Origin of the sequence: Pseudooceanicola nitratireducens, from assembly GCF_900109195.1 — a bacterium.
GTDB lineage: Bacteria > Pseudomonadota > Alphaproteobacteria > Rhodobacterales > Rhodobacteraceae > Pseudooceanicola > Pseudooceanicola nitratireducens.
In genome coordinates this window covers 569,185-586,958 of record NZ_FNZG01000002.1, presented here as the reverse complement: position 1 = coordinate 586,958, position 17,774 = coordinate 569,185, and the positions used below count along the sequence as shown (strand labels likewise).

22 protein-coding genes are annotated in these 17,774 nt (G+C 65.1%); 11 read left to right on the top strand and 11 right to left on the bottom strand.

All coding sequences use genetic code 11. The annotated features are described in order from the left end of the window. The first annotated feature begins 91 nt into the window (after positions 1 to 91). Positions 92 to 1,303 carry a TsoY family (seleno)protein gene (locus BMX99_RS08770; protein ID WP_093450202.1) on the top strand — a complete coding sequence of 404 codons (1,212 nt, stop codon included), beginning with the start codon at positions 92 to 94 and terminating at the stop codon, positions 1,301 to 1,303. A gap of 110 nt (positions 1,304 to 1,413) precedes the next feature. Then, positions 1,414 to 2,022, top strand: coding sequence for a cob(I)yrinic acid a,c-diamide adenosyltransferase (cobO, locus tag BMX99_RS08765; protein WP_093450199.1), 609 nt, complete (start codon positions 1,414 to 1,416; stop codon positions 2,020 to 2,022). Between the two features lie 253 nt (positions 2,023 to 2,275). Here cobO and BMX99_RS08760 read toward each other — a convergent pair whose 3' ends face one another. From BMX99_RS08760 to BMX99_RS08740, 5 genes are all read right to left on the bottom strand, one after another. Further along, positions 2,276 to 2,833, bottom strand: coding sequence for a F0F1 ATP synthase subunit B (locus tag BMX99_RS08760; RefSeq protein ID WP_093450196.1), 558 nt, complete (start codon positions 2,831 to 2,833; stop codon positions 2,276 to 2,278). Positions 2,834 to 2,837: 4 nt separating this feature from the next. After that, complete coding sequence (locus tag BMX99_RS08755; protein WP_093450193.1) at positions 2,838 to 3,395, bottom strand: F0F1 ATP synthase subunit B'; 558 nt, start codon at positions 3,393 to 3,395, stop codon at positions 2,838 to 2,840. A gap of 143 nt (positions 3,396 to 3,538) precedes the next feature. Next, on the bottom strand, positions 3,539 to 3,763 hold the full coding sequence (locus tag BMX99_RS08750) for a F0F1 ATP synthase subunit C (RefSeq protein ID WP_058245700.1): 225 nt from the start codon (positions 3,761 to 3,763) through the stop codon (positions 3,539 to 3,541). 76 nt (positions 3,764 to 3,839) lie between these two features. Continuing rightward, positions 3,840 to 4,604, bottom strand: coding sequence for a F0F1 ATP synthase subunit A (locus BMX99_RS08745; protein WP_093450191.1), 765 nt, complete (start codon positions 4,602 to 4,604; stop codon positions 3,840 to 3,842). Continuing rightward, entirely contained in the window at positions 4,594 to 4,941 is a 348-nt protein-coding gene (locus BMX99_RS08740) for an AtpZ/AtpI family protein (RefSeq protein WP_093450188.1), read from the bottom strand. The genes BMX99_RS08745 and BMX99_RS08740 overlap by 11 nt, the downstream gene beginning before the upstream one ends. Positions 4,942 to 5,006: 65 nt before the next feature. On the opposite strand from BMX99_RS08740, the gene BMX99_RS20000 reads away from it, so the two are divergent. Both BMX99_RS20000 and BMX99_RS08735 read left to right on the top strand, forming a co-directional pair. Continuing rightward, positions 5,007 to 5,138: a hypothetical protein gene (locus tag BMX99_RS20000; RefSeq protein ID WP_280140391.1), complete on the top strand. Its 132-nt coding sequence runs from the start codon at positions 5,007 to 5,009 to the stop codon at positions 5,136 to 5,138. An 87-nt stretch (positions 5,139 to 5,225) separates the two neighbouring features. Continuing rightward, on the top strand, positions 5,226 to 5,585 hold the full coding sequence (locus tag BMX99_RS08735; RefSeq protein WP_093450185.1) for an ArsR/SmtB family transcription factor: 360 nt from the start codon (positions 5,226 to 5,228) through the stop codon (positions 5,583 to 5,585). A 1-nt stretch (position 5,586) separates the two neighbouring features. Here BMX99_RS08735 and BMX99_RS08730 read toward each other — a convergent pair whose 3' ends face one another. Together BMX99_RS08730 and BMX99_RS08725 are read right to left on the bottom strand one after the other, a co-directional pair. After that, positions 5,587 to 6,462, bottom strand: a complete 876-nt coding sequence (locus tag BMX99_RS08730; protein WP_093450182.1) for a DMT family transporter — start codon at positions 6,460 to 6,462, stop codon at positions 5,587 to 5,589. Beyond that, positions 6,459 to 7,427 carry a LysR family transcriptional regulator gene (locus BMX99_RS08725; RefSeq protein WP_093450179.1) on the bottom strand — a complete coding sequence of 323 codons (969 nt, stop codon included), beginning with the start codon at positions 7,425 to 7,427 and terminating at the stop codon, positions 6,459 to 6,461. Before BMX99_RS08725 ends, BMX99_RS08730 begins: the two co-directional genes overlap by 4 nt. 166 nt (positions 7,428 to 7,593) lie before the next feature. On the opposite strand from BMX99_RS08725, the gene BMX99_RS08720 reads away from it, so the two are divergent. Then, entirely contained in the window at positions 7,594 to 8,859 is a 1,266-nt protein-coding gene (locus tag BMX99_RS08720; protein ID WP_093451264.1) for a DNA polymerase IV, read from the top strand. 27 nt (positions 8,860 to 8,886) lie between these two features. On the opposite strand, the gene BMX99_RS19995 is transcribed toward BMX99_RS08720, so the two are convergent. Then, a complete protein-coding gene (locus tag BMX99_RS19995; protein WP_261315548.1) occupies positions 8,887 to 9,021 on the bottom strand; it encodes a hypothetical protein in 135 nt (44 codons plus the stop codon). A 94-nt stretch (positions 9,022 to 9,115) separates the two neighbouring features. Then, complete coding sequence (locus BMX99_RS19990; RefSeq protein ID WP_261315547.1) at positions 9,116 to 9,250, bottom strand: hypothetical protein; 135 nt, start codon at positions 9,248 to 9,250, stop codon at positions 9,116 to 9,118. Positions 9,251 to 9,349: 99 nt separating this feature from the next. Between BMX99_RS19990 and BMX99_RS08715 the strand changes: the two genes are divergently transcribed. The 5 genes from BMX99_RS08715 to ccoS all read left to right on the top strand — a co-directional run bounded on the left by BMX99_RS08715 (position 9,350) and on the right by ccoS (position 14,721). Next, complete coding sequence (locus tag BMX99_RS08715) at positions 9,350 to 10,225, top strand: LysR family transcriptional regulator (RefSeq protein ID WP_093450176.1); 876 nt, start codon at positions 9,350 to 9,352, stop codon at positions 10,223 to 10,225. A 224-nt stretch (positions 10,226 to 10,449) separates the two neighbouring features. Then, positions 10,450 to 11,913: an RdxA/RdxB/FixG family protein gene (locus tag BMX99_RS08710; RefSeq protein ID WP_409371772.1), complete on the top strand. Its 1,464-nt coding sequence runs from the start codon at positions 10,450 to 10,452 to the stop codon at positions 11,911 to 11,913. Next, complete coding sequence (locus BMX99_RS08705) at positions 11,913 to 12,383, top strand: FixH family protein (RefSeq protein WP_093450172.1); 471 nt, start codon at positions 11,913 to 11,915, stop codon at positions 12,381 to 12,383. Before BMX99_RS08710 ends, BMX99_RS08705 begins: the two co-directional genes overlap by 1 nt. Before the next feature lies 1 nt (position 12,384). Next, positions 12,385 to 14,559 (top strand): heavy metal translocating P-type ATPase, encoded by a 2,175-nt coding sequence (locus BMX99_RS08700; RefSeq protein ID WP_093450169.1) that lies wholly within the window; start codon positions 12,385 to 12,387, stop codon positions 14,557 to 14,559. A gap of 3 nt (positions 14,560 to 14,562) precedes the next feature. After that, positions 14,563 to 14,721 (top strand): cbb3-type cytochrome oxidase assembly protein CcoS, encoded by a 159-nt coding sequence (gene ccoS, locus BMX99_RS08695; protein WP_093450167.1) that lies wholly within the window; start codon positions 14,563 to 14,565, stop codon positions 14,719 to 14,721. Positions 14,722 to 14,827: 106 nt separating this feature from the next. On the opposite strand, the gene BMX99_RS08690 is transcribed toward ccoS, so the two are convergent. Together BMX99_RS08690 and BMX99_RS08685 are read right to left on the bottom strand one after the other, a co-directional pair. Further along, on the bottom strand, positions 14,828 to 16,354 hold the full coding sequence (locus BMX99_RS08690) for a D-alanyl-D-alanine carboxypeptidase family protein (protein WP_093450165.1): 1,527 nt from the start codon (positions 16,352 to 16,354) through the stop codon (positions 14,828 to 14,830). A gap of 218 nt (positions 16,355 to 16,572) precedes the next feature. Further along, positions 16,573 to 17,274, bottom strand: a complete 702-nt coding sequence (locus tag BMX99_RS08685) for an HAD family hydrolase (RefSeq protein ID WP_093450162.1) — start codon at positions 17,272 to 17,274, stop codon at positions 16,573 to 16,575. 163 nt (positions 17,275 to 17,437) lie between these two features. On the opposite strand from BMX99_RS08685, the gene clpS reads away from it, so the two are divergent. Continuing rightward, positions 17,438 to 17,767, top strand: a complete 330-nt coding sequence (gene clpS / locus BMX99_RS08680) for an ATP-dependent Clp protease adapter ClpS (RefSeq protein ID WP_093451261.1) — start codon at positions 17,438 to 17,440, stop codon at positions 17,765 to 17,767. Positions 17,768 to 17,774 lie beyond the last annotated feature (7 nt).

Genomic DNA, 17,774 nt, shown 5'->3' with positions numbered 1-17,774 from the left:
AACCCAAACCCCTGCGACATGCTGCCCCTATACATTCCATTTCTTGAATATTATATATTCCGCATTCCGAATGCGTAGAAAGGATCGCATCATGTCCTTGCAGCCCCGTCCCGCAGACACATACAACCCGCTGTATTTCCTGGCTTCCGTCGGCTCTGGCGGCCTTGCCGTCACCTTCTTCATGTACCTGATGTTCTGGGTCCCACACCCCGGCCGCCCGGTGCCGATCTTCGAAGACATCACCGCCGCCTGGACAACCGGCACGCCGGCCCTGCGCCTTGCCATTGCCATCGCCATGGCCGGCATCGCGCTTTTCGCGGCGCTGAACCTTCGGGCGCTGGCCTGGAACCTCACCCGCTTCTCCGCCTGGTCGATAACCGAGGCCTACGCGAAACTGCGCACCACCAATGCCGAGGCCACGCTGCTGGCCCGCCCCCTGGCGCTGGCCATGTCGGTGAACGCGCTTTTCATCCTGGGCCTGGTCTTCGTGCCCAACCTCTGGAGCGTGGTGGAAATCCTCTTCCCAGCCGCCATGGTGGCCTTCGTCCTGATCGGAGCTCTCGCCTTCCGCGACATCGGCCGCTACCTGGGCCGGATCCTGTCGACCGGCGGCGCGTTCGACATGACCCAGCACAACAGCTTTGGCCAGCTTCTGCCCGCCTTCGCCTTTGCCATGACCGGCGTCGGCCTTGCCGCCCCCGCGGCCATGTCCCACAGCCCTCAGACGGTTGGCGCGGCGCTTGTGCTCTCGACCCTCTTTGGCACGGCGGCCTTCGTCTATGCCGTCATCGCCCTGATCACGGCCATGTCGTCGATGCTGCACCACGGCACCGCGAAAGAGGCCGCGCCCACCCTGATGATTGTCGTGCCGCTGATGACCATCCTCGGCATTCTGCTGATGCGCCAGGACCATGGGCTGCACGTCACCTTCGACGGCCATACCTCTGCCGGTGAGACCCTGGTCTTCCTCGCCCGCTTCATCAGCGTCCAGGTCCTCTTCCTGGCCCTCGGCCTGACGGTGATGCGGCGGCAGGGCTACTTCCGCGACTTCGTCTTCGGGTCGAAAACCTCGCCTGGCTCCTATGCCCTGGTCTGCCCCGGCGTCGCCTTCAACGTGTTGCTCTTCTTCTTCGTGCACAAAGGCCTTGTCGCCGCCGAGGTCATCGACAAGTTCTCGGCCCCCTACTGGGCGCTGATCGCCCTGACCCTGGCCTCGCAAATCGCGATGATCGCGCTGGTCTTCCGCCTGAACCGCCAGCACTTTGCGCGCCCCTCGACGGCCCGCGCCATCCCGGCGGAATAACGCGGCCCCAGCCATACATCCCCTCAAGGGCGACCCTCGGGGCCGCCCTTTTCCTTGTCCGCACACCCGCGCCGCGCTACCCCTGTCTGACACGACAACCGGAGAACGCGATGACCCAGGATCCCGACCGCCACGCCGAGAAGATGGCAAAGAAAAAGGTCGCCCGTGACAAGATCATGGCCACCAAGACCGACGAAAAGGGCCTGATCATCGTCCATACCGGCAAGGGCAAGGGCAAAAGCTCGGCCGCCTTTGGCATGATCTTCCGCTGCATCGCCCATGACATGCAATGCGCCGTGGTGCAGTTCATCAAGGGCGGCATGTCCACCGGCGAACGCGACCTGATCCTGTCGAAATTCTCCGACACCTGCGCCTTCCACACCATGGGCGAGGGCTTCACCTGGGAAACCCAGGACCGCACCCGCGACACCGAAATGGCCCAGGCCGCTTGGGAAAAGGCCAAGGAACTGATCCGCGACCCCGCCAACCGCATGGTGCTTCTGGACGAAATCAACATCGCCCTGCGCTACGACTACCTCGACATCAACGAGGTCGTCCGCTTCCTCACCACGGAAAAACCGGACATGACCCATGTCGTGCTGACCGGCCGCAACGCCAAGGAAGACCTGATCGAGGCCGCCGACCTCGTCACTGAAATGGAGCTGATCAAGCACCCCTTCCGCTCCGGCATCAAGGCCCAAATCGGCGTCGAGTTCTGACCCAGGAATCCCGTCACCCCCCACCATCCTCTTGCCGGAAATATCCTCGGGGGTAGCCATGACGGCCCCGGCCGTCGTGGCGCAGGGGGCAGACAGCCCCCTGCCCCCCTCTACGTCCTTGCCCATCCGGGCAAGGTCACTCCAAGGTCACATCACGCGACACCGACGCGGACCAACACGACCCAACCAAACGCCCAAACGAAAAAGGCCCAGGGCAGAACCCCGGGCCTTTTCCAATTCTTCACAGATCCGCTTAGTGCAGCTTCTGCTCGACGGTCGCGATGGCGTCGTCGATCATCTTGTTGGCGTCGGCCGCCTTGATCTGCGAGGCGATGACTTCGCGGGCAGCAGCCACGGCGACAGTCACGGCGCGGTCCTTGACCTCTTTCACAGCCGAGGCTTCGGCCGAGGCGATCTGCTCTTCGGCAGCCGCCAGGCGGCGCTTGATCGAGGCTTCCAGATCCAGCTTGGCCTGGGCCGCGGCGTCGGATGCCTCTTTCTTCGCGGCTTCGACGATGCGATCCGCCTGGGCCTGAACGTCCTTCTGCTTGCGCTCGTAGGAGGCCAGCAGAGCCTGGGCTTCTTCGCGCAGCGACTTGGCTTCGTTCAGCTCGGACGTGATCTGCTCGGCGCGCTTGTCCAGCAGACCGGCAAGGATCGACGGAACCTTGAAGTAGATCAGGACGGCCAGGAAGACCAGGAAGGCTAGCAGCACGATGAAATCGGTGTTGCGCAGCGAAAAGAACGGACCCGATGCGGCAGCAGCCGGAGAGGCGGCGACCAGGGCGGCGGTGAAAACAGCAAAACGCATGGTGTTAGCCTTTCATCCGGTCTGCGACGGCCTGATCGACCGTCTTGGCTTCGGCCGAGAACCCGAGCCCGCTGACGATGGCGGCGGCGGTGTCCTTGGCGACGGCCTCGATGCTTTCCAGCGCGTTGGCGCGGATCTCGGCGATGGCCTTTTCGCCCTCGGCGGCCTTGGCGGCGATTTCGGCATCGGCCTTGGCGGTGGCGGCGTCTAGGTCGGCCTGGATCTCGGCCTTGGTGTCCGCAACGATCTTGCCGGCTTCGACGCGGGCGTCGGCCAGGGCTTTGTCGTAAGCGGCTTCGGCTTCGACGGCCTTCTGCTTCAGGTCTTCCGCGGCGGCGATGTCATTGGTGATCGTGCCGGTCCGTTCGGCCAGAACGGCCGAGATGCGGGGCAGCGCCACGCGGGACAGGATCAGGTAGATCACGACCAGAGTGATCAGCAGCCAGAAGACCTGGTTGCCCCAATGGTCGAAGTTCAGCTGCGGCATGCCCGGGGCTGCGCCTTCGGCGTGCGTCGCGACGCCGGTTGCATCGGCAAGACCGTCTCCGGTTGGTGTGGCCATGGTGTCCTCCGTCGGAACGCAAGGTGGAATTCTATCGGTCTTTCCCGGTCGTCAGGACTGTTTTCCCGTGGGAACCCCGTCCGGGGGCCTCGCAATGGGCGGAGCCGTGGCTCCGCCCCTGCGTAAGGATAATCGCTGTCAGATTAGACGGCGAACATCAGCAGCAGAGCGATCAGGAACGAGAAGATGCCCAGTGCTTCTGCAAATGCGATGCCGATGAAGAGGGTTGCAGTCTGCGAAGCAGCTGCGGAGGGGTTGCGCAGAGCGCCGGCCAGGAAGTTTGCGGCAACGTTGCCGACACCCAGGGCTGCGATGCCCGTGCCGAGACCTGCGATGCCTGCGCCGATGTGTGCGAGTTGACCTTCCATTGGTGTATCTCCTTACGGTTGGAAGTTGGAAATCTGGTGACGTTGGATGCGCCGCTACCGCCGCGCATCCCGGTTCTTAGTGCGACGGGTGCAGCGCATCCTTGAGGTAAACGCACGTCAGAATGGTGAAGACATAGGCCTGAATGAAGGCCACGAGAACTTCGAGCCCGTACATCGCGGTGATCGCCAGGATGGATACGGGCGACACGACGGCGATGGCGGCAAAGCCTGCGAACACCTTGATCACGGCGTGACCGGCCATCACGTTGCCGGCCAGACGAATGGAATGGCTGACGGGACGGACGAAGTAGGAAATCAGTTCGATCACGGCCAGGATCGGGCGCAGCGGCAGCGGGGCCGAGGTCACCCAGAACAGGCCCAGGAACTTGGTGCCGTGCTTGGCCAGACCATAGATGGTCACGGTCAGGAACACGCAAAGCGCCAGCACGATCGTCACGGCAAAATGCGACGTGGTCGTGAAGGACATAGGGATCAGGCCCAGGAAGTTGGCGAAGACGATGAACATGAACAGCGTCATCACGTAGGGGAAGAAGCCCACGGCATCCTTGCCGGCCACGTCTTCGACCATCTTGTAGATGAAGCCATAGGCCAGTTCGGCGATCGACTGACCGCGCGACGGGATCGTGGCGCGGCGCGAGGTGGCCAGGACCATCAGCGCGAAGATCGCGACGACGGCCAGCGCCATCCACAGGGTCACGTTGGTGATCGTGTACCAATGCACCTCGGTGCCGCCGAACAGCGGCTTGACGATGAACTGATCCATCGGGTGGAAGACAAGGCCGCCTTCTTCGCCGTGTGCCGCTGCGGTTTCAGTCGCCATCTCGGTCCCCTTCGCGTGTCGCCGGTGCTGTGCCGGCCGCTTCATTCGTCCCGCCAAGCTCGGCCGCGGTGCGCATCATCGTCTTGATGCCAGCGGCCAGGCCCAGCAATGTAAAGATCAGCATCAGGAACGGTGTTGTGCCGAACACGGAGTCCAGCCCGAAGCCGATGCCGAAACCGATCCCAAGACCGGAAACAAGCTCGATCACCATGCGCCAGGCGAGGTTCGCCGTCGAATAGTGCTCGTCCCCCCGGGGTTTCGGTGCCTGTCCCTGCTTCGCCGCTGCGATCTTGGCTTCAAGATCTGCAAGCTGACGTTTCTGGTCGGGATCGGCCACATCTGCCCCCAAGGAAAAGTTGACGCTTTGCTAAGCGGGGGGCGGGTTTTAGTCAAGGCGAGTCATTGCGCCGCACCGCCGGCGGTAAGGTGCTGATTTTTTTGAGTATTTTTGGCAAGATGATGCCAGCGGGACAGCACGCCGCAGGCAGTTTGGGCGCAAACATCCCAGCAGGGCATATTCAACGCTTTGGTTGAATCTTCTCTCAGCGGGGCGCGGGCGGCGGGGCGGGACGTTCAACGAAGTGGTTGACCATCGTGGGGCATCCGCCCCAGATGGCAGCCATGAGCAGCCCGCTAGACAGTGCCTTTGCCGCCCTTGCCGATCCGACCCGCCGGGCGATCCTGACCATGTTGCTGGAAGACGACATGGCGGTGACCGACGTGGCCGAACCCTTCGACATGTCGCTGGCGGCGATTTCCAAGCACCTGACGATCCTGACCCGCGCGGGACTGATCAGCCAGGAAAAGCGCGGCCGCGTGAAATGGTGCAAGCTGGAGCCCGACGCGCTGCGCGATGCCTCGGTCTGGATGCAGGGCTTTGGCCAGTTCGAGCCGGTGAACCTGGATCATTTCGAGGCCTTCCTGGCCCGGGAGTTGACCGAGCCCCCCGAGGACGAGGGCAATCGGGACGAGGAAGAGTAAACTAGTCCTTCAGCAGCAGAAGCAGCGACAGGATGGTCAGCGCCACGCCCGCGAGGATCGCCAGCGGAGGCAGCCCCGCGCCCTTGCCGATTTCCCAGAGGATCACCCAGGACGGCACCAGGTAGGTATAGGCCATCACCTTGGCCGAGGGCAGCCGGAGCGAGGCGAACTGCATCAGCACAAAGGTCGAGGCCGAGGCGAAGACCGCCACGTAGAGGATCGTGATCCAGACGATGCCGGGCAGGTTCAGCCAGTCGGTCGCCAGGATGTCTGCCGCGCCATAGCCCCCCACCATGATCGTCGCCCCGCAGAGCATGCCGAAGGTGAAGACCACCGCCGGTTCACCCCGGTTCAGTTTCGGCACCAGCGGCGTGTAAAGCGCATGCGCCACGCAGCCCCAGAAATAGATCATCTCACCCTTGCCGATCTGGAACCGCAGCAGCGCGACCGGATCGGCCCGGAAGATCACCCAGACTGCCCCCGCCCCGCCGATCGCCAGGGCCAGCGCCATCCGGGGTGTCGTGCGCTGGCGCAGCAGCAGCCAGCCGAAACCGGCGGCCATCACAGGGACCAGCGTGAAAACCGCCGAGGCCGCGACCGCGTCGGCCGTCTTCAAGCCTTCGAACATCAGGACGAAATAGGTGCCGAAGACGCCGCCCATCAGAAGATAGCGCCAGAACCCCCGGAAGGCGCTGCGCGGGATGCCGGTGGTCAGGGCCGCCGCCGTGCCCACGATGACCGCCGCGATCACAAAGCGCACCGCGTTCAGCGCCGCCGGTGCGATATGCGGCGCGGCCAGCACGCCAAGGGAAAAGGACCCGGCCACGAGGGCCGAGAACAGCAGCATCGCCAGGTGACCCGCGCGGGAAGGCGTCACGCGCCGGGGGCTTTCTGGGTCGGTGTCTTCTGGCCCGGGGCTTTTTGGTCAGGAGCCTTCTGTTCAGGCGCCGTCATCTCGGGCAGCTTGGGGTCGCGCAGATGGGTGGTGTGTTCCTTGAGATACCGCAGGAAGGTCTGCACCTTGTTCGTGCGGTGCAGGTCCATGTGGGTCACCAGCCAAAGCACGCTGTCCCAGTCGGGCAGCGGCGGATGCACCTGCACCAGGTCGTGGCTGGCGCATTCGAAGGTCCGCATGAAGCCCAGGCCGACCCCGTCCAGCACCGCCTGCCGCGTCGCCACATCGTCACCCGAGCGGAAGACGATCTGGTTGGCGGGGATATTGTCCCGCATCCAGCGCGCAAAGGGCGCGCGGCTGGCGGGATCATCGTGCCCTACGAAGCGGTGCCCCGCCATCCCGTCCGGGAAGGACGGCATGCCATGGCGTTCGATGTACTCCTTGCTGCCGTAGATCGCGAATTGCAGGTGCAGGAAGGGCTGCACGACGTTGTCGGGTTGGCTGGGCGGGCTGCCGGCGCGGATCGCCACATGGGCCTCTCCATACTCCAGCCGGAACAGCCGGGCCGAGGTCAGGTAGCGCAGGATCACATCCGGGTAATCCTTCTGGAACTTCGCCAGCACCGGCACCATGAATTCGGCAATCCCGCCGATGGTGGTCACCACCAGCTCGCCCGACACATCGTTACCGCGCCCCTTGATCCGCCCGGCCAGCTGGCTGAACTGATCGTCCGTCGCCTGGGCCACGCGCAGCAGGTCCTGCCCGGCCTCGGTCGCGGTATAGCCACGGGCATGGCGCTGGAACAGCTTGACGCCCAGCCGGGTCTCCAGCGCGTCGATATGGCGGATCACGGTGGCATGGTGCACGCCCAGAACCTCGGCCGCGCCAGACACCGTGCCCAGGCGGGCCACTTGAAAGGCGGTGCGGATCTCGTCCCAATTGTCCATGCAGCTGTCCCGTTTCGTGCGTCAGATAACATCGAGGCGCAAGAAAACCGATTTTCGTGCGGAAGCGCAAGGGCAGATCACGGAGCTTGCGCAGCATATGGCGCGCCCTGCCCGTGCGGCCTATATTGGGCCCGACCCGCCCCTCAGCTGCCCCCGGATCTTTGCAATGGACGCCCTCTGCCGCGATTGCCTGACCGCCTTTGACGCGCCCGCGCGCAAGGGGTTGCGCTGTCCGGCCTGCCGCAGCCCGCGCTGCGTCGCGCACGAGGAACTGAACAGCCTGTCGATCGCCCATATGGATTGCGACGCCTTCTATGCCTCGGTCGAGAAGCGCGACAACCCGGCGCTGGCCAGCAAACCGGTGATCATCGGCGGCGGCAAACGCGGCGTCGTGTCGACCGCCTGCTACGTGGCCCGGATCAAGGGCGTACGCTCGGCCATGCCGATGTTCCAGGCGCTCAAGCTCTGCCCCGAGGCGGTGGTGATCAAACCGAGGATGGAGGCCTATGTCGCCGCCTCGCGCGAGATCCGCGACATGATGGAGGAACTGACCCCCAGTATCGAGCCGCTGTCGCTGGACGAGGCCTTCATCGACCTGACCGGCACCGCCCGGCTGCACGGCCATCCGCCCAGTTACATGCTGGCACGGCTGATCCGGCGCATGCGAACGGAATTGCGGCTGACCGGGTCCGTCGGCCTGAGCCACAACAAGTTCCTGGCCAAGGTGGCCTCGGATCTGGACAAGCCGCATGGATTTTCGGTGATCGGCGCGGCCGAGACGGCGGATTTCCTGCACGACAAGCCGGTGCGCCTGATCTGGGGCGTCGGTGCCGCGACCCAGGCGTCGCTGGAAAAGGCCGGTATCCGCACCTTCACCGATCTGCTCAGATGGGACCGCGCGGACCTGGCCGCGCGCTTCGGATCCATGGGCGACCGGCTGTGGCACCTGGCACGCGGCCAGGACCGGCGGCGGATCACCCGCAATGCGCCGATGAAGTCGATCTCGAACGAGACGACGTTCTTCGAGGACACCAATGACCCCGACCTGCTGGACGGGCATCTGTGGCGGCTGGCGGAAAAGGTGTCGGACCGCGCCAAGGCCAAGGGGCTGGCCGGGCGCGTCGTCACGCTGAAGCTGAAGCGCCGCGATCATTCCGCCCTGTCGCGGCGGCTGTCCCTGCGCGACCCCGCGCAGCTGGCCGATACGATCTATCGCACCGCGCGGGGCCTGTTCGACAGCGTCGGGGCCGAGGGGCCCTATCGCCTGATCGGGGTTGGCATCGCGGACCTCGTGCCGGACAACGACGGGGGCGTGTCTGGCGATCTGCTCGATCCCGATGCCACGCGGCGGGGGAACGCGGAACGCGCCACCGACGCGATCCGCAAGAAGTTCGGCCCCGACGCGATCCTCAAGGGGCGCGCCCTGCGCTAGGGCAGGCACACCCGTTTCGGAATCGGGTCAGTAGTCTTTCGGGGAAGAGACCCAGCCGGGGCGACGCCAGCGCGGCGACGCTGCCTTGGTCGGGCGCGGCCCTGCGGGGCGGTCGGACGACCGGGTCGCGGTCAGGAAGCTGTTTGCATAGATGCCAAGCATGGGGATGTCCTTTCTGACAAAGGGATGTGCAGTGCAGAGGCCCCCGGGGATGGGGCCCGATGGATGGGCCCCGGGGATGGGGCCGGCGCGAAGGTCAGGCGGTGCGGTGAAAACGGCGTTCCCAGTCGATCCGCGGCTGGCGACGGTGGCGCAGCCCCCGTGGCGACAGGGTTGCGGCATTGGGCAGCCCGGCGGCCAGCATGAAAGTTTCATTGGTCTTCTGTGTCATGACCCGTCCTTTCATCTCTGGGTGACTGCCCTTGGTATATGGCCTGATCCCAACTCAGGGCTATTCAGGAATTTCCGCACGATGTAAGCTGACCTTACAATGGACTGGACCAACTTGCCCCCTCTGACCGCGCTGCGCGCCTTTGCCGCCTATGCCGACACAAGATCCATGGCCGAAGCGGGCGCGCGGCTGAATGTCAGCCATGCGGCCATCAGCCAGCAGATCCGCACGCTAGAGGACCACCTGGGCCTGACCCTGATCGACCGGAAGGCCAAATCCCTGACGCCTGAAGGCCAGATGCTGGCCGAAACGACGCTGACCGGGTTCGCCGACATCGCGCGGCTGACGGCGGAACTGACCGGGCGCGATGCCGACCGCCCGCTGCATATCTCGACCACGCCGCTGTTTGCCTCGTCCTGGCTGATGCCGCGTCTGGCGGACTTCCGGGCGCGGCACCCGGACCTTTCGCTGATGGTCGACCCCTCGCCCGAGCTGCGAGAGCTGTCGCCCGGCGGGATCGACATGGCGGTACGCTACGGCAACGGCTCCTGGCCGGGGCTGGAGGCCGAGCTGCTGGTCGAAACCCCGATCGCGGTCGTCGCCTCGCCGGACCTGATCGGGGACAAGCCCTATGAAACCCCGGCCGATCTGACCGATTTCCACTGGCTGCAGGAACTGGGCACGAACGAGGCCACGCAATACCTGCTGGATCACGGGGCGACGGTGAACCGCGCGCGGGGCCTGACATCCCTTCCCGGCAACCTGATGGTCGAGGCCGCGCGCGCCGGCCAGGGCATCGCCGTGACCGCCCGCGCCTTTGTCGAACCCGACCTCGAGTCAGGGCGGCTTCGGCTGCTGTTTCAGGATCAGCGCAAGAAGGGCTATCACCTGGTGCGGCGCATCGGAATCATGCGCCCCTCGGCCAAGGCGCTGCACCGCTGGCTGATCACGCAATCGCGATCAGCTGCGACATAGCGGCACGATTTCGGCCCGTACCCCTGTAATACAGGGGGTTTCGACGCTGAAATAGGTAGATCGAAAATATCTGATTTGATGCAGGTCAAGGTTCCGACCCGCGCCGCCTGCCACAAGCATGCACGAAATGTGTTGAATGCAGGTGAACCGCCGTGGCCGCGACAGACCAGAACCAGCCAGAGAATCTTTACGCCCCGCGAGAACCGATTTTCCCGCGCCGCGTTATGGGCAAGTTCCGCAACCTGAAATGGATCATCATGATCCTGACCCTGGGCGTCTATTACCTGACGCCCTGGATCCGGTTCGACCGCGGCCCGAACCTGCCCGATCAGGCGGTGCTGGTGGACCTGGCGAACCGGCGGTTCTTCTTTTTCTGGATCGAGATCTGGCCCCACGAATTCTACTTCGTTGCGGGCCTACTTGTGATGGCGGGGCTTGGGCTGTTCCTCTTCACCTCGGCGCTTGGCCGGGTCTGGTGCGGCTATACCTGCCCTCAGACCGTCTGGACCGACCTGTTCATCCTGGTGGAACGCTGGATCGAGGGCGACCGGAACGCCCGCATCCGCCTGCACCGCCAGAAGAAATGGGATTTCCGCAAGGCCCGCCTGCGGCTGACCAAATGGATCGCCTGGTTCGGCATCGGACTGGCCACCGGCGGGGCCTGGGTCTTCTACTTTGCCGATGCGCCGACGCTTCTGACCGACCTGTTCACGCTGAACGCCCATCCGGTCGCCTATACGACGATCTTCGTGCTGACGATGACCACCTTCATCTTCGGCGGCTTCGCCCGCGAACAGATCTGCATCTACGCCTGCCCCTGGCCGCGCATCCAGGCCGCCATGATGGACGAGGACACGATCACCGTCGCCTATCGCGAATGGCGGGGTGAACCGCGCGGCAAGGGCAAGCGCCGCGCCGCCCAGCCGGAACGCATCACCGGGGCCGCCGGCGAAAAGCACGGCGGCACCTCGCCCAAGATCCCGATGCCGGGCATGCCCTCGGGCGTGGGCAAGCCGCCGGTGCTGGAACTGGGCGACTGCATCGACTGCAATGCCTGCGTGAACGTATGCCCCATGGGCATCGACATCCGTGACGGCCAGCAGCTGGCCTGTATCACCTGCGCGCTCTGCATAGACGCCTGCGACGACGTGATGGACAAGATCGGCAAGCCGCGCGGGCTGATCGACTACATGGCGCTGACCGACGAACAGGCCGAACGGGCCGGGGCCCAGCCGCGCCAGATCTGGAAACACATCCTGCGCCCGCGCACGATCCTTTACACCGCGCTGTGGTCGCTGGTCGGCGTGGCGCTGGTCGTGGCCCTGTTCATCCGGCCCGACATCGACATGACCGTCGCCCCGGTGCGCAACCCGACCTTTGTCACGCTCTCGGACGGGTCGATCCGCAACACCTATGACGTCCGCCTGCGCAACAAGCACGGAGAGGAGCGCCCCTTCCGCATGTCGCTGACCGGCAACCCGGCCCTGCGCATCCAGATCGAGGGCACGCCCTATGAAACCGTCACCGTCCCCGCCGACACCGCCAAGCTGGTGCGCGTCTACGTCGTGGCCCCGGCCGACTCGGCCCCGGCAGAAGACGAACGGACCGAGTTCCGCTTCTGGGTCGAGGACATCACCAACGGCGACCGCGCCCATGCGGAATCCATCTTCAACGGAAGGAGCAACTGATGACCCACGCTGACGACACCGGCTTCCGCCTGAAGGGCTGGCATGTGCTGGCCGGCTTCACCGCCGCCTTCGGGATCATCATCACCGTCAATCTGGTGATGGCGACCCAGGCGATCCGCACCTTCCCCGGGCTCGAGGTCAAGAATTCCTATGTCGCCAGCCAGGAATTCGACGACCGCCGCGCCGAACAGCAGGCGCTTGGCTGGACGATCTTCGCCGACTGGCAGGACGGCATGGTGCATCTGTCGATCACCGATGCCGATGGCCCGGTGCGGGTCCGCGACCTGCACGCCGTCGTCGGCCGCGCCACCCATGTGAACGACGATGTGGAACCCGCCTTTGCCTTCAACGGCACGGTCTACGAGGCCCCGCTGGACCTGGGCCCCGGCAATTGGAACATCCGCATGACCGCGCTGGCCGAAGACGGCAGCCGGTTCCAGCAACGCGTCATCCTGCATGTGAAGCGCTGACATGAGCACCGCCACACTTTCGGCCTGTCCGGCCTGTTCGGCCGCCCCCTCGGCCCAGGATATTGCCGCCCGCGCCGCGATCCGCGACGTCAAGCTGACCCTGTCGCTGCCTACGATCCACTGTTCGGCCTGCATCTCGGCGGTGGAACAGGCGCTGAACGCCCATCCCGGGGTCAACGACGCCCGCGTGAACCTGACGCTGAAACGGGCGCAGGTCGATGCGGGCAGCGCCGTCACGGCGGACGAGTTGGTGCATACGCTCGCCGCCATCGGCTACGAGGCGCATGAGCTGGACCCCGGCAGCGCCGCCGTCACCGCGACCGACAAGGCCGGGCGCGATCTGCTGATGCGGCTGGCGGTGGCGGGCTTTGCCTCCATGAACGTGATGCTTCTGTCGGTGGCGGTCTGGTCCGGCGCGGCGGATGCCACCCGCGATCTGTTCCACTGGATCAGCGCCTTCATCACCTTCCCCACCATCGCCTTTTCCGCCCAGCCCTTCTTTCGCAACGCCTGGAGCGCGCTGAAGGTAAAACGCCTGAACATGGACGTGCCGATTACCCTGGCGATCCTTCTGGCGCTGGTGACCTCGCTTTGGGAAACCACTCTGTCGGGCGAACACGCCTATTTCGACGCCGCGCTGGCGCTGACCTTCTTCCTTCTGGCGGGCCGTTACCTGGATCACCGCACCCGCGCCATCGCCCGATCCGCGGCCGAGGAGCTGACCGCCCTGGAAGTCCCCCGCGCCTGGCGTGTCGTGGATGGCGAGGAGATCCAAACCCCCGTGGCCGATCTGCACATCGGCGACCTGATCCGTGTCCGCCCCGGCGCACGCATGCCCGTGGATGGAGAGATCATCGAGGGCAGGAGCGAGCTTGACCGGTCCCTATTGACCGGGGAAACCCTGCCCGTCCCCGCCGAACCCGGCACCGCCGTCAGCGCGGGTGAGGTCAACCTGACCGGCCCCCTGCTGCTGCGCGCCACCGCCGTCGGGCAGGACACATCGCTGCACCGGATGGCAGATCTGGTGGCCGTCGCCGAAAGCGGGCGGTCGCGCTATACCTCGCTGGCGGACAGTGCGGCCAAGCTTTACGCGCCGGGCGTGCATATCCTGTCGGCTTTGGCCTTTGTCGGCTGGTATCTGTATTCCTGGGACCTGCGCACGGCGCTGAACATCGCCGCCGCCGTGTTGATCATCACCTGCCCCTGCGCCCTTGGCCTTGCCGTGCCAGCGGTGACCACCGCCGCCAGCGGGCGGCTGTTCAAACGCGGCATGCTGGTGAAGCATGAAACCGCGCTGGAACGCCTGGCCTCGGTCGATACGGTGGTTTTTGACAAGACCGGCACGCTGACCGCCGGCCGCCCCCTGCCCCTGGGCCTGGACCGGATCGACGACGCCAGCCTGTCGGTGGCCCTGGCGCTGGCCGAGGGGTCGGCCCATCCGCTGTCGCAGTCCCTGACCCGCGCCCTACGTGATCTGGCCGTCCCGCCCGCCCCCGTGACCGACCTGACCGAGATGCCGGGCTATGGCACCCAGGCGCAGCTGAACGGGCAGACCGTCAGGCTGGGCCGCGCCGGCTGGGCCGGTCCGTCGCAGAACGGCGGCACGGGTGCGGTGTTGTCCATCGGCGAACAGGTGGTCGAATTCACCTTTGCCGATGATCTGCGCCCCGGCGCGGAACAGGCCGTCGCGGCGCTGCAGGCGGCGGGCATCCATGTCGCCCTGATCTCGGGCGACCGGCAGGCCGCGGTCGCGGATCTGGCCGCACGGCTGAAGATCACCGACTGGACCGCCGAGGCCCTGCCGGGCGACAAATCCGCCCGCATCCAGGCGCTTCAGGACGGCGGGGCCAAGGTGCTGATGGTCGGCGACGGGCTGAACGACACCGCCGCGCTGACGGCGGCGGATGTCTCGATCTCTCCGGCGACGGCGCTGGATGCGGCGCGCGTGGCCTCGGACATCGTGCTGCTGGGGGGCGATCTGTCGCCGATCCCCTCGGCCCTGACCACGGCCCGCGCCGCCACCCGTCGCATCCGGGAAAACTTCCGCATCGCGACGCTTTACAATATCATCGCGGTGCCGCTGGCGATTGCCGGTCTGGCCACCCCCCTGATCGCGGCGCTGGCGATGTCGACCAGTTCGATCACCGTGTCGCTGAACGCCCTGCGCCTGAGGTAAACCATGGACGTCCTTGTCTGGCTCATCCCGATTTCGCTGTTCCTTGGGGCCGTTGGCCTGATCGGGTTCATCTACACGGTGAAGTCGAACCAATACGACGACCCCGAGGGCGACAGTCAGCGCATCCTGTCAAAGGAATGGGACGATCATCCCAAGCCTTAAGGCCCAAGCCACACGGCCCAAGCCCTGAACCCGCCGCGACACGCACAAAGAAAAACCGCCGATCCTGCGACCGGCGGTTTCTTTGATTTCGCGTCTCAAGATCGGCTCAGGACGGGCCGATCATGAAACAGGTCTGGTTGCGGGCCTGAAGGCGGCGGCAGGCCAGGTCGGCCATCTCACGCTCCATCCCCAGGAAGTTCGCGTCAAAGCCGGTCGGCTTGCGCACGACCTTGCGCAGGGCCCCGTCCAGCGTGTCGGTTTCCTTCAGCGCGGTCTGCAACAGCACGCGTTCGGCGGCGTTGTGCGACTTGTAGCGGCCGATGTTGATCCCCCAGTGACGCCCGCCCGAGGTCGAGACACGGGTCACGACGCGCGGCATTTCCGGGGCCATGGTGGTTTCCTCGGTCAGCATCCGGTTGAACAGGCCCACGGGTCGCGCGACCGGCACCAGAACGCCGTTTGCCGCCGACGCGGCCGAGGCATCCATGACCTCTTCCGGGGCGCTGCGCGGCGCGGCGGGCTTGGTCTGCGGCATCAGGCTGGCCTTCTGCGCGACTTCGGCCACCACGGCGTCGATCGTATCGGCCATGGAGTCGGTCATCGGCGCCGCCCCCCCGGCCGAGGCCACGAGAACCGGTGCCGCAACGGATCCCGGACGGGCCTGCGGACGCAGCGACCGGCTGACGGCGGTGTTCAGGCGAATGACCTTGCCGGCGGCGCGCATCTTGCCATCCGCCTGCTCGATCGTCTTGACGGCGGCATAGACCGGTGCATCGGGCGCGCGGTTCGGCGCGTTCGAGGGCGCGCGTTTGAAGCCCAGGTCCAGAAGCTCGGCCACCTTGGCATTGCGCGAAGCCGAGGACCGGCCGCCGAAAACGGTGGCGATGATCCGTTCATTGCCCCGCACGGCCGACGCCACAAGGTTGAAACCTGCGGCGCGGGTATAGCCGGTCTTGATCCCGTCGGCACCGCGATAGTTCGACAGCAGACGGCGGTTGGTGTTGTTCACCTGCTTGATCCCCGCATCGGTCTGCGTGCGGGAGAACAGGTTGTAATATTCGGGGTAGTCGAACAGCAGGTGACGGCCCAGCAGCGTCATGTCCCGGGCCGAGGACAGATGCCCGCTTTCCGTCAGGCCATGGGCGTTCTTGAAGGTCGTGCGCGTCATGCCAAGCGCCTTGGCGGTGCGGTTCATGCGCCGGGCAAAGGCCGCTTCGGATCCTTCCAGCGCCTCGCCGATCGCGGTGGCGGCGTCGTTGGCGGATTTCACCGCCGCCGCACGGATCAGGTAGCGCAGCTTGATCTTCTGACCCGCGGCCAGCCCCAGTTTCGACGGCGGTTCCGCCGCGGCGTTGCGCGAGATGCGCACCGGGGTGTCCAGCGTGATTTCACCGTTCTTCACCGCCTCGAACGCGATGTAGAGCGTCATCATCTTGGTCAGGGACGCCGGGTGCAACCGGGCGTCCGCGTTTCGCGAATGCAATACCTCGCCCGTCCGGGCGTCCATCACCATTGCCGCATAGGGGGCTGCCGCCGCACCCCGGAGACCGAACCCCGGTGCCAGCGCAAAGATCGCACATAGAAAGTAGAATACGAGTGCCCGCCAACGGGTCGGCTTATTCTGCCGCTCCATCTTGCCTCTCACTTCACTGCCTCGGCCGCCGATTATTCGACTGACCATTTATAATTACCCACAGCCTAACATATCCTTAGGCGCGTACGAAACCGGAATTTAAGGGGCATTCGCGCTTTTGCGCGCATCACCCACGGCAGATCTGGTTGGTCAAAACTTATTGCAGACTAAACAAGCAATTGAGGCAGAATTGCGGCACCCGCCCCCGTGCTGAAAATTCAGCCGAGTCGATCCAGGATCGCGGGAAGGCCCGACAGATCGTTAATCTGGTGATACTTCGGGTGGTCTTCCGGGGCCTCGGCCCGTTCCAGCGCCCAGATCAGATCCGTGGGGACATAAACGCCCCAGCCGCCGGCCTCGATCATCGGGACCACGTCGGATTTCATCGAATTGCCCACCATCATGCCGCGCCCTGCCCCGTCGCCGTGGTTGGCAAAGATCCGGGCATAGGTGGCAGGCGTCTTGTCCGACACGATCTCGACCCCGTGGAACAGATCGCCCAGGCCGGATTGCGCCAGCTTGCGTTCCTGGTCCAGCAGATCGCCCTTGGTGATCAACACGACCCTGTGGCTGTCGGCCACGCGGGTGACGACGTCCCTTGCGTGGGGCAAAAGCTCGATCGGATGGGCCAGCATCTCTTGGCCGGCGGCGATCAGCTCGGCGATCACCTCGCCCGGGACGCGCTTGTCGGTGACCTCAAGCGCGGTTTCGATCATCGACAGCACGAAGCCTTTGATGCCGAATCCATAGTGGCCGATGTTGCGACGCTCGGCCGCAAGAAGCCGTTCGGCCAGGTGATCAGGCTCGGCATGATCGGCCAGAAGCGTGGCGAAACGATCCTGCGTCAATTGGAAGAACCGTTCGTTGTGCCACAACGTGTCATCCGCATCGAAGCCCACGACCGTCAGATTTTGCGCCATTCCCGGGCCCCTTTTCCTGCGGGTCCACACGGCACCCCTTCCAAAGCTCGGAACGGACGTTATATAGAAGAGCCAAATCCCGAAACCCTTCCCAAGCGATCCAGACGGAAATTCGATGGTCCAGACGCCGACATATTCGTGGTCTTCGAAGACGGCACCCGTGATGTCGATTGGCGACCGCATGGGCGATGACGACGAGGGCGACACCTCGGTCATCGTCGACACCAAGCCCAAGACGAAACGCCCGCCGCTGTACAAGGTCCTGCTGCTGAACGACGATTACACCCCGATGGAATTCGTCGTCGCGGTGCTGGAGCGGTTCTTTGGCATGACCCACGCCCAGGCCTTTGAAATCATGCTGACCGTGCACAAGAAGGGCGTCGCCGTGGTCGGCGTCTTCAGCCACGAGATCGCGGAAACCAAGGTCGCCCAGGTGATGGATTTCGCCCGACAGCATCAGCATCCGCTGCAATGCACCATGGAAAAGGAATAACGGGGCC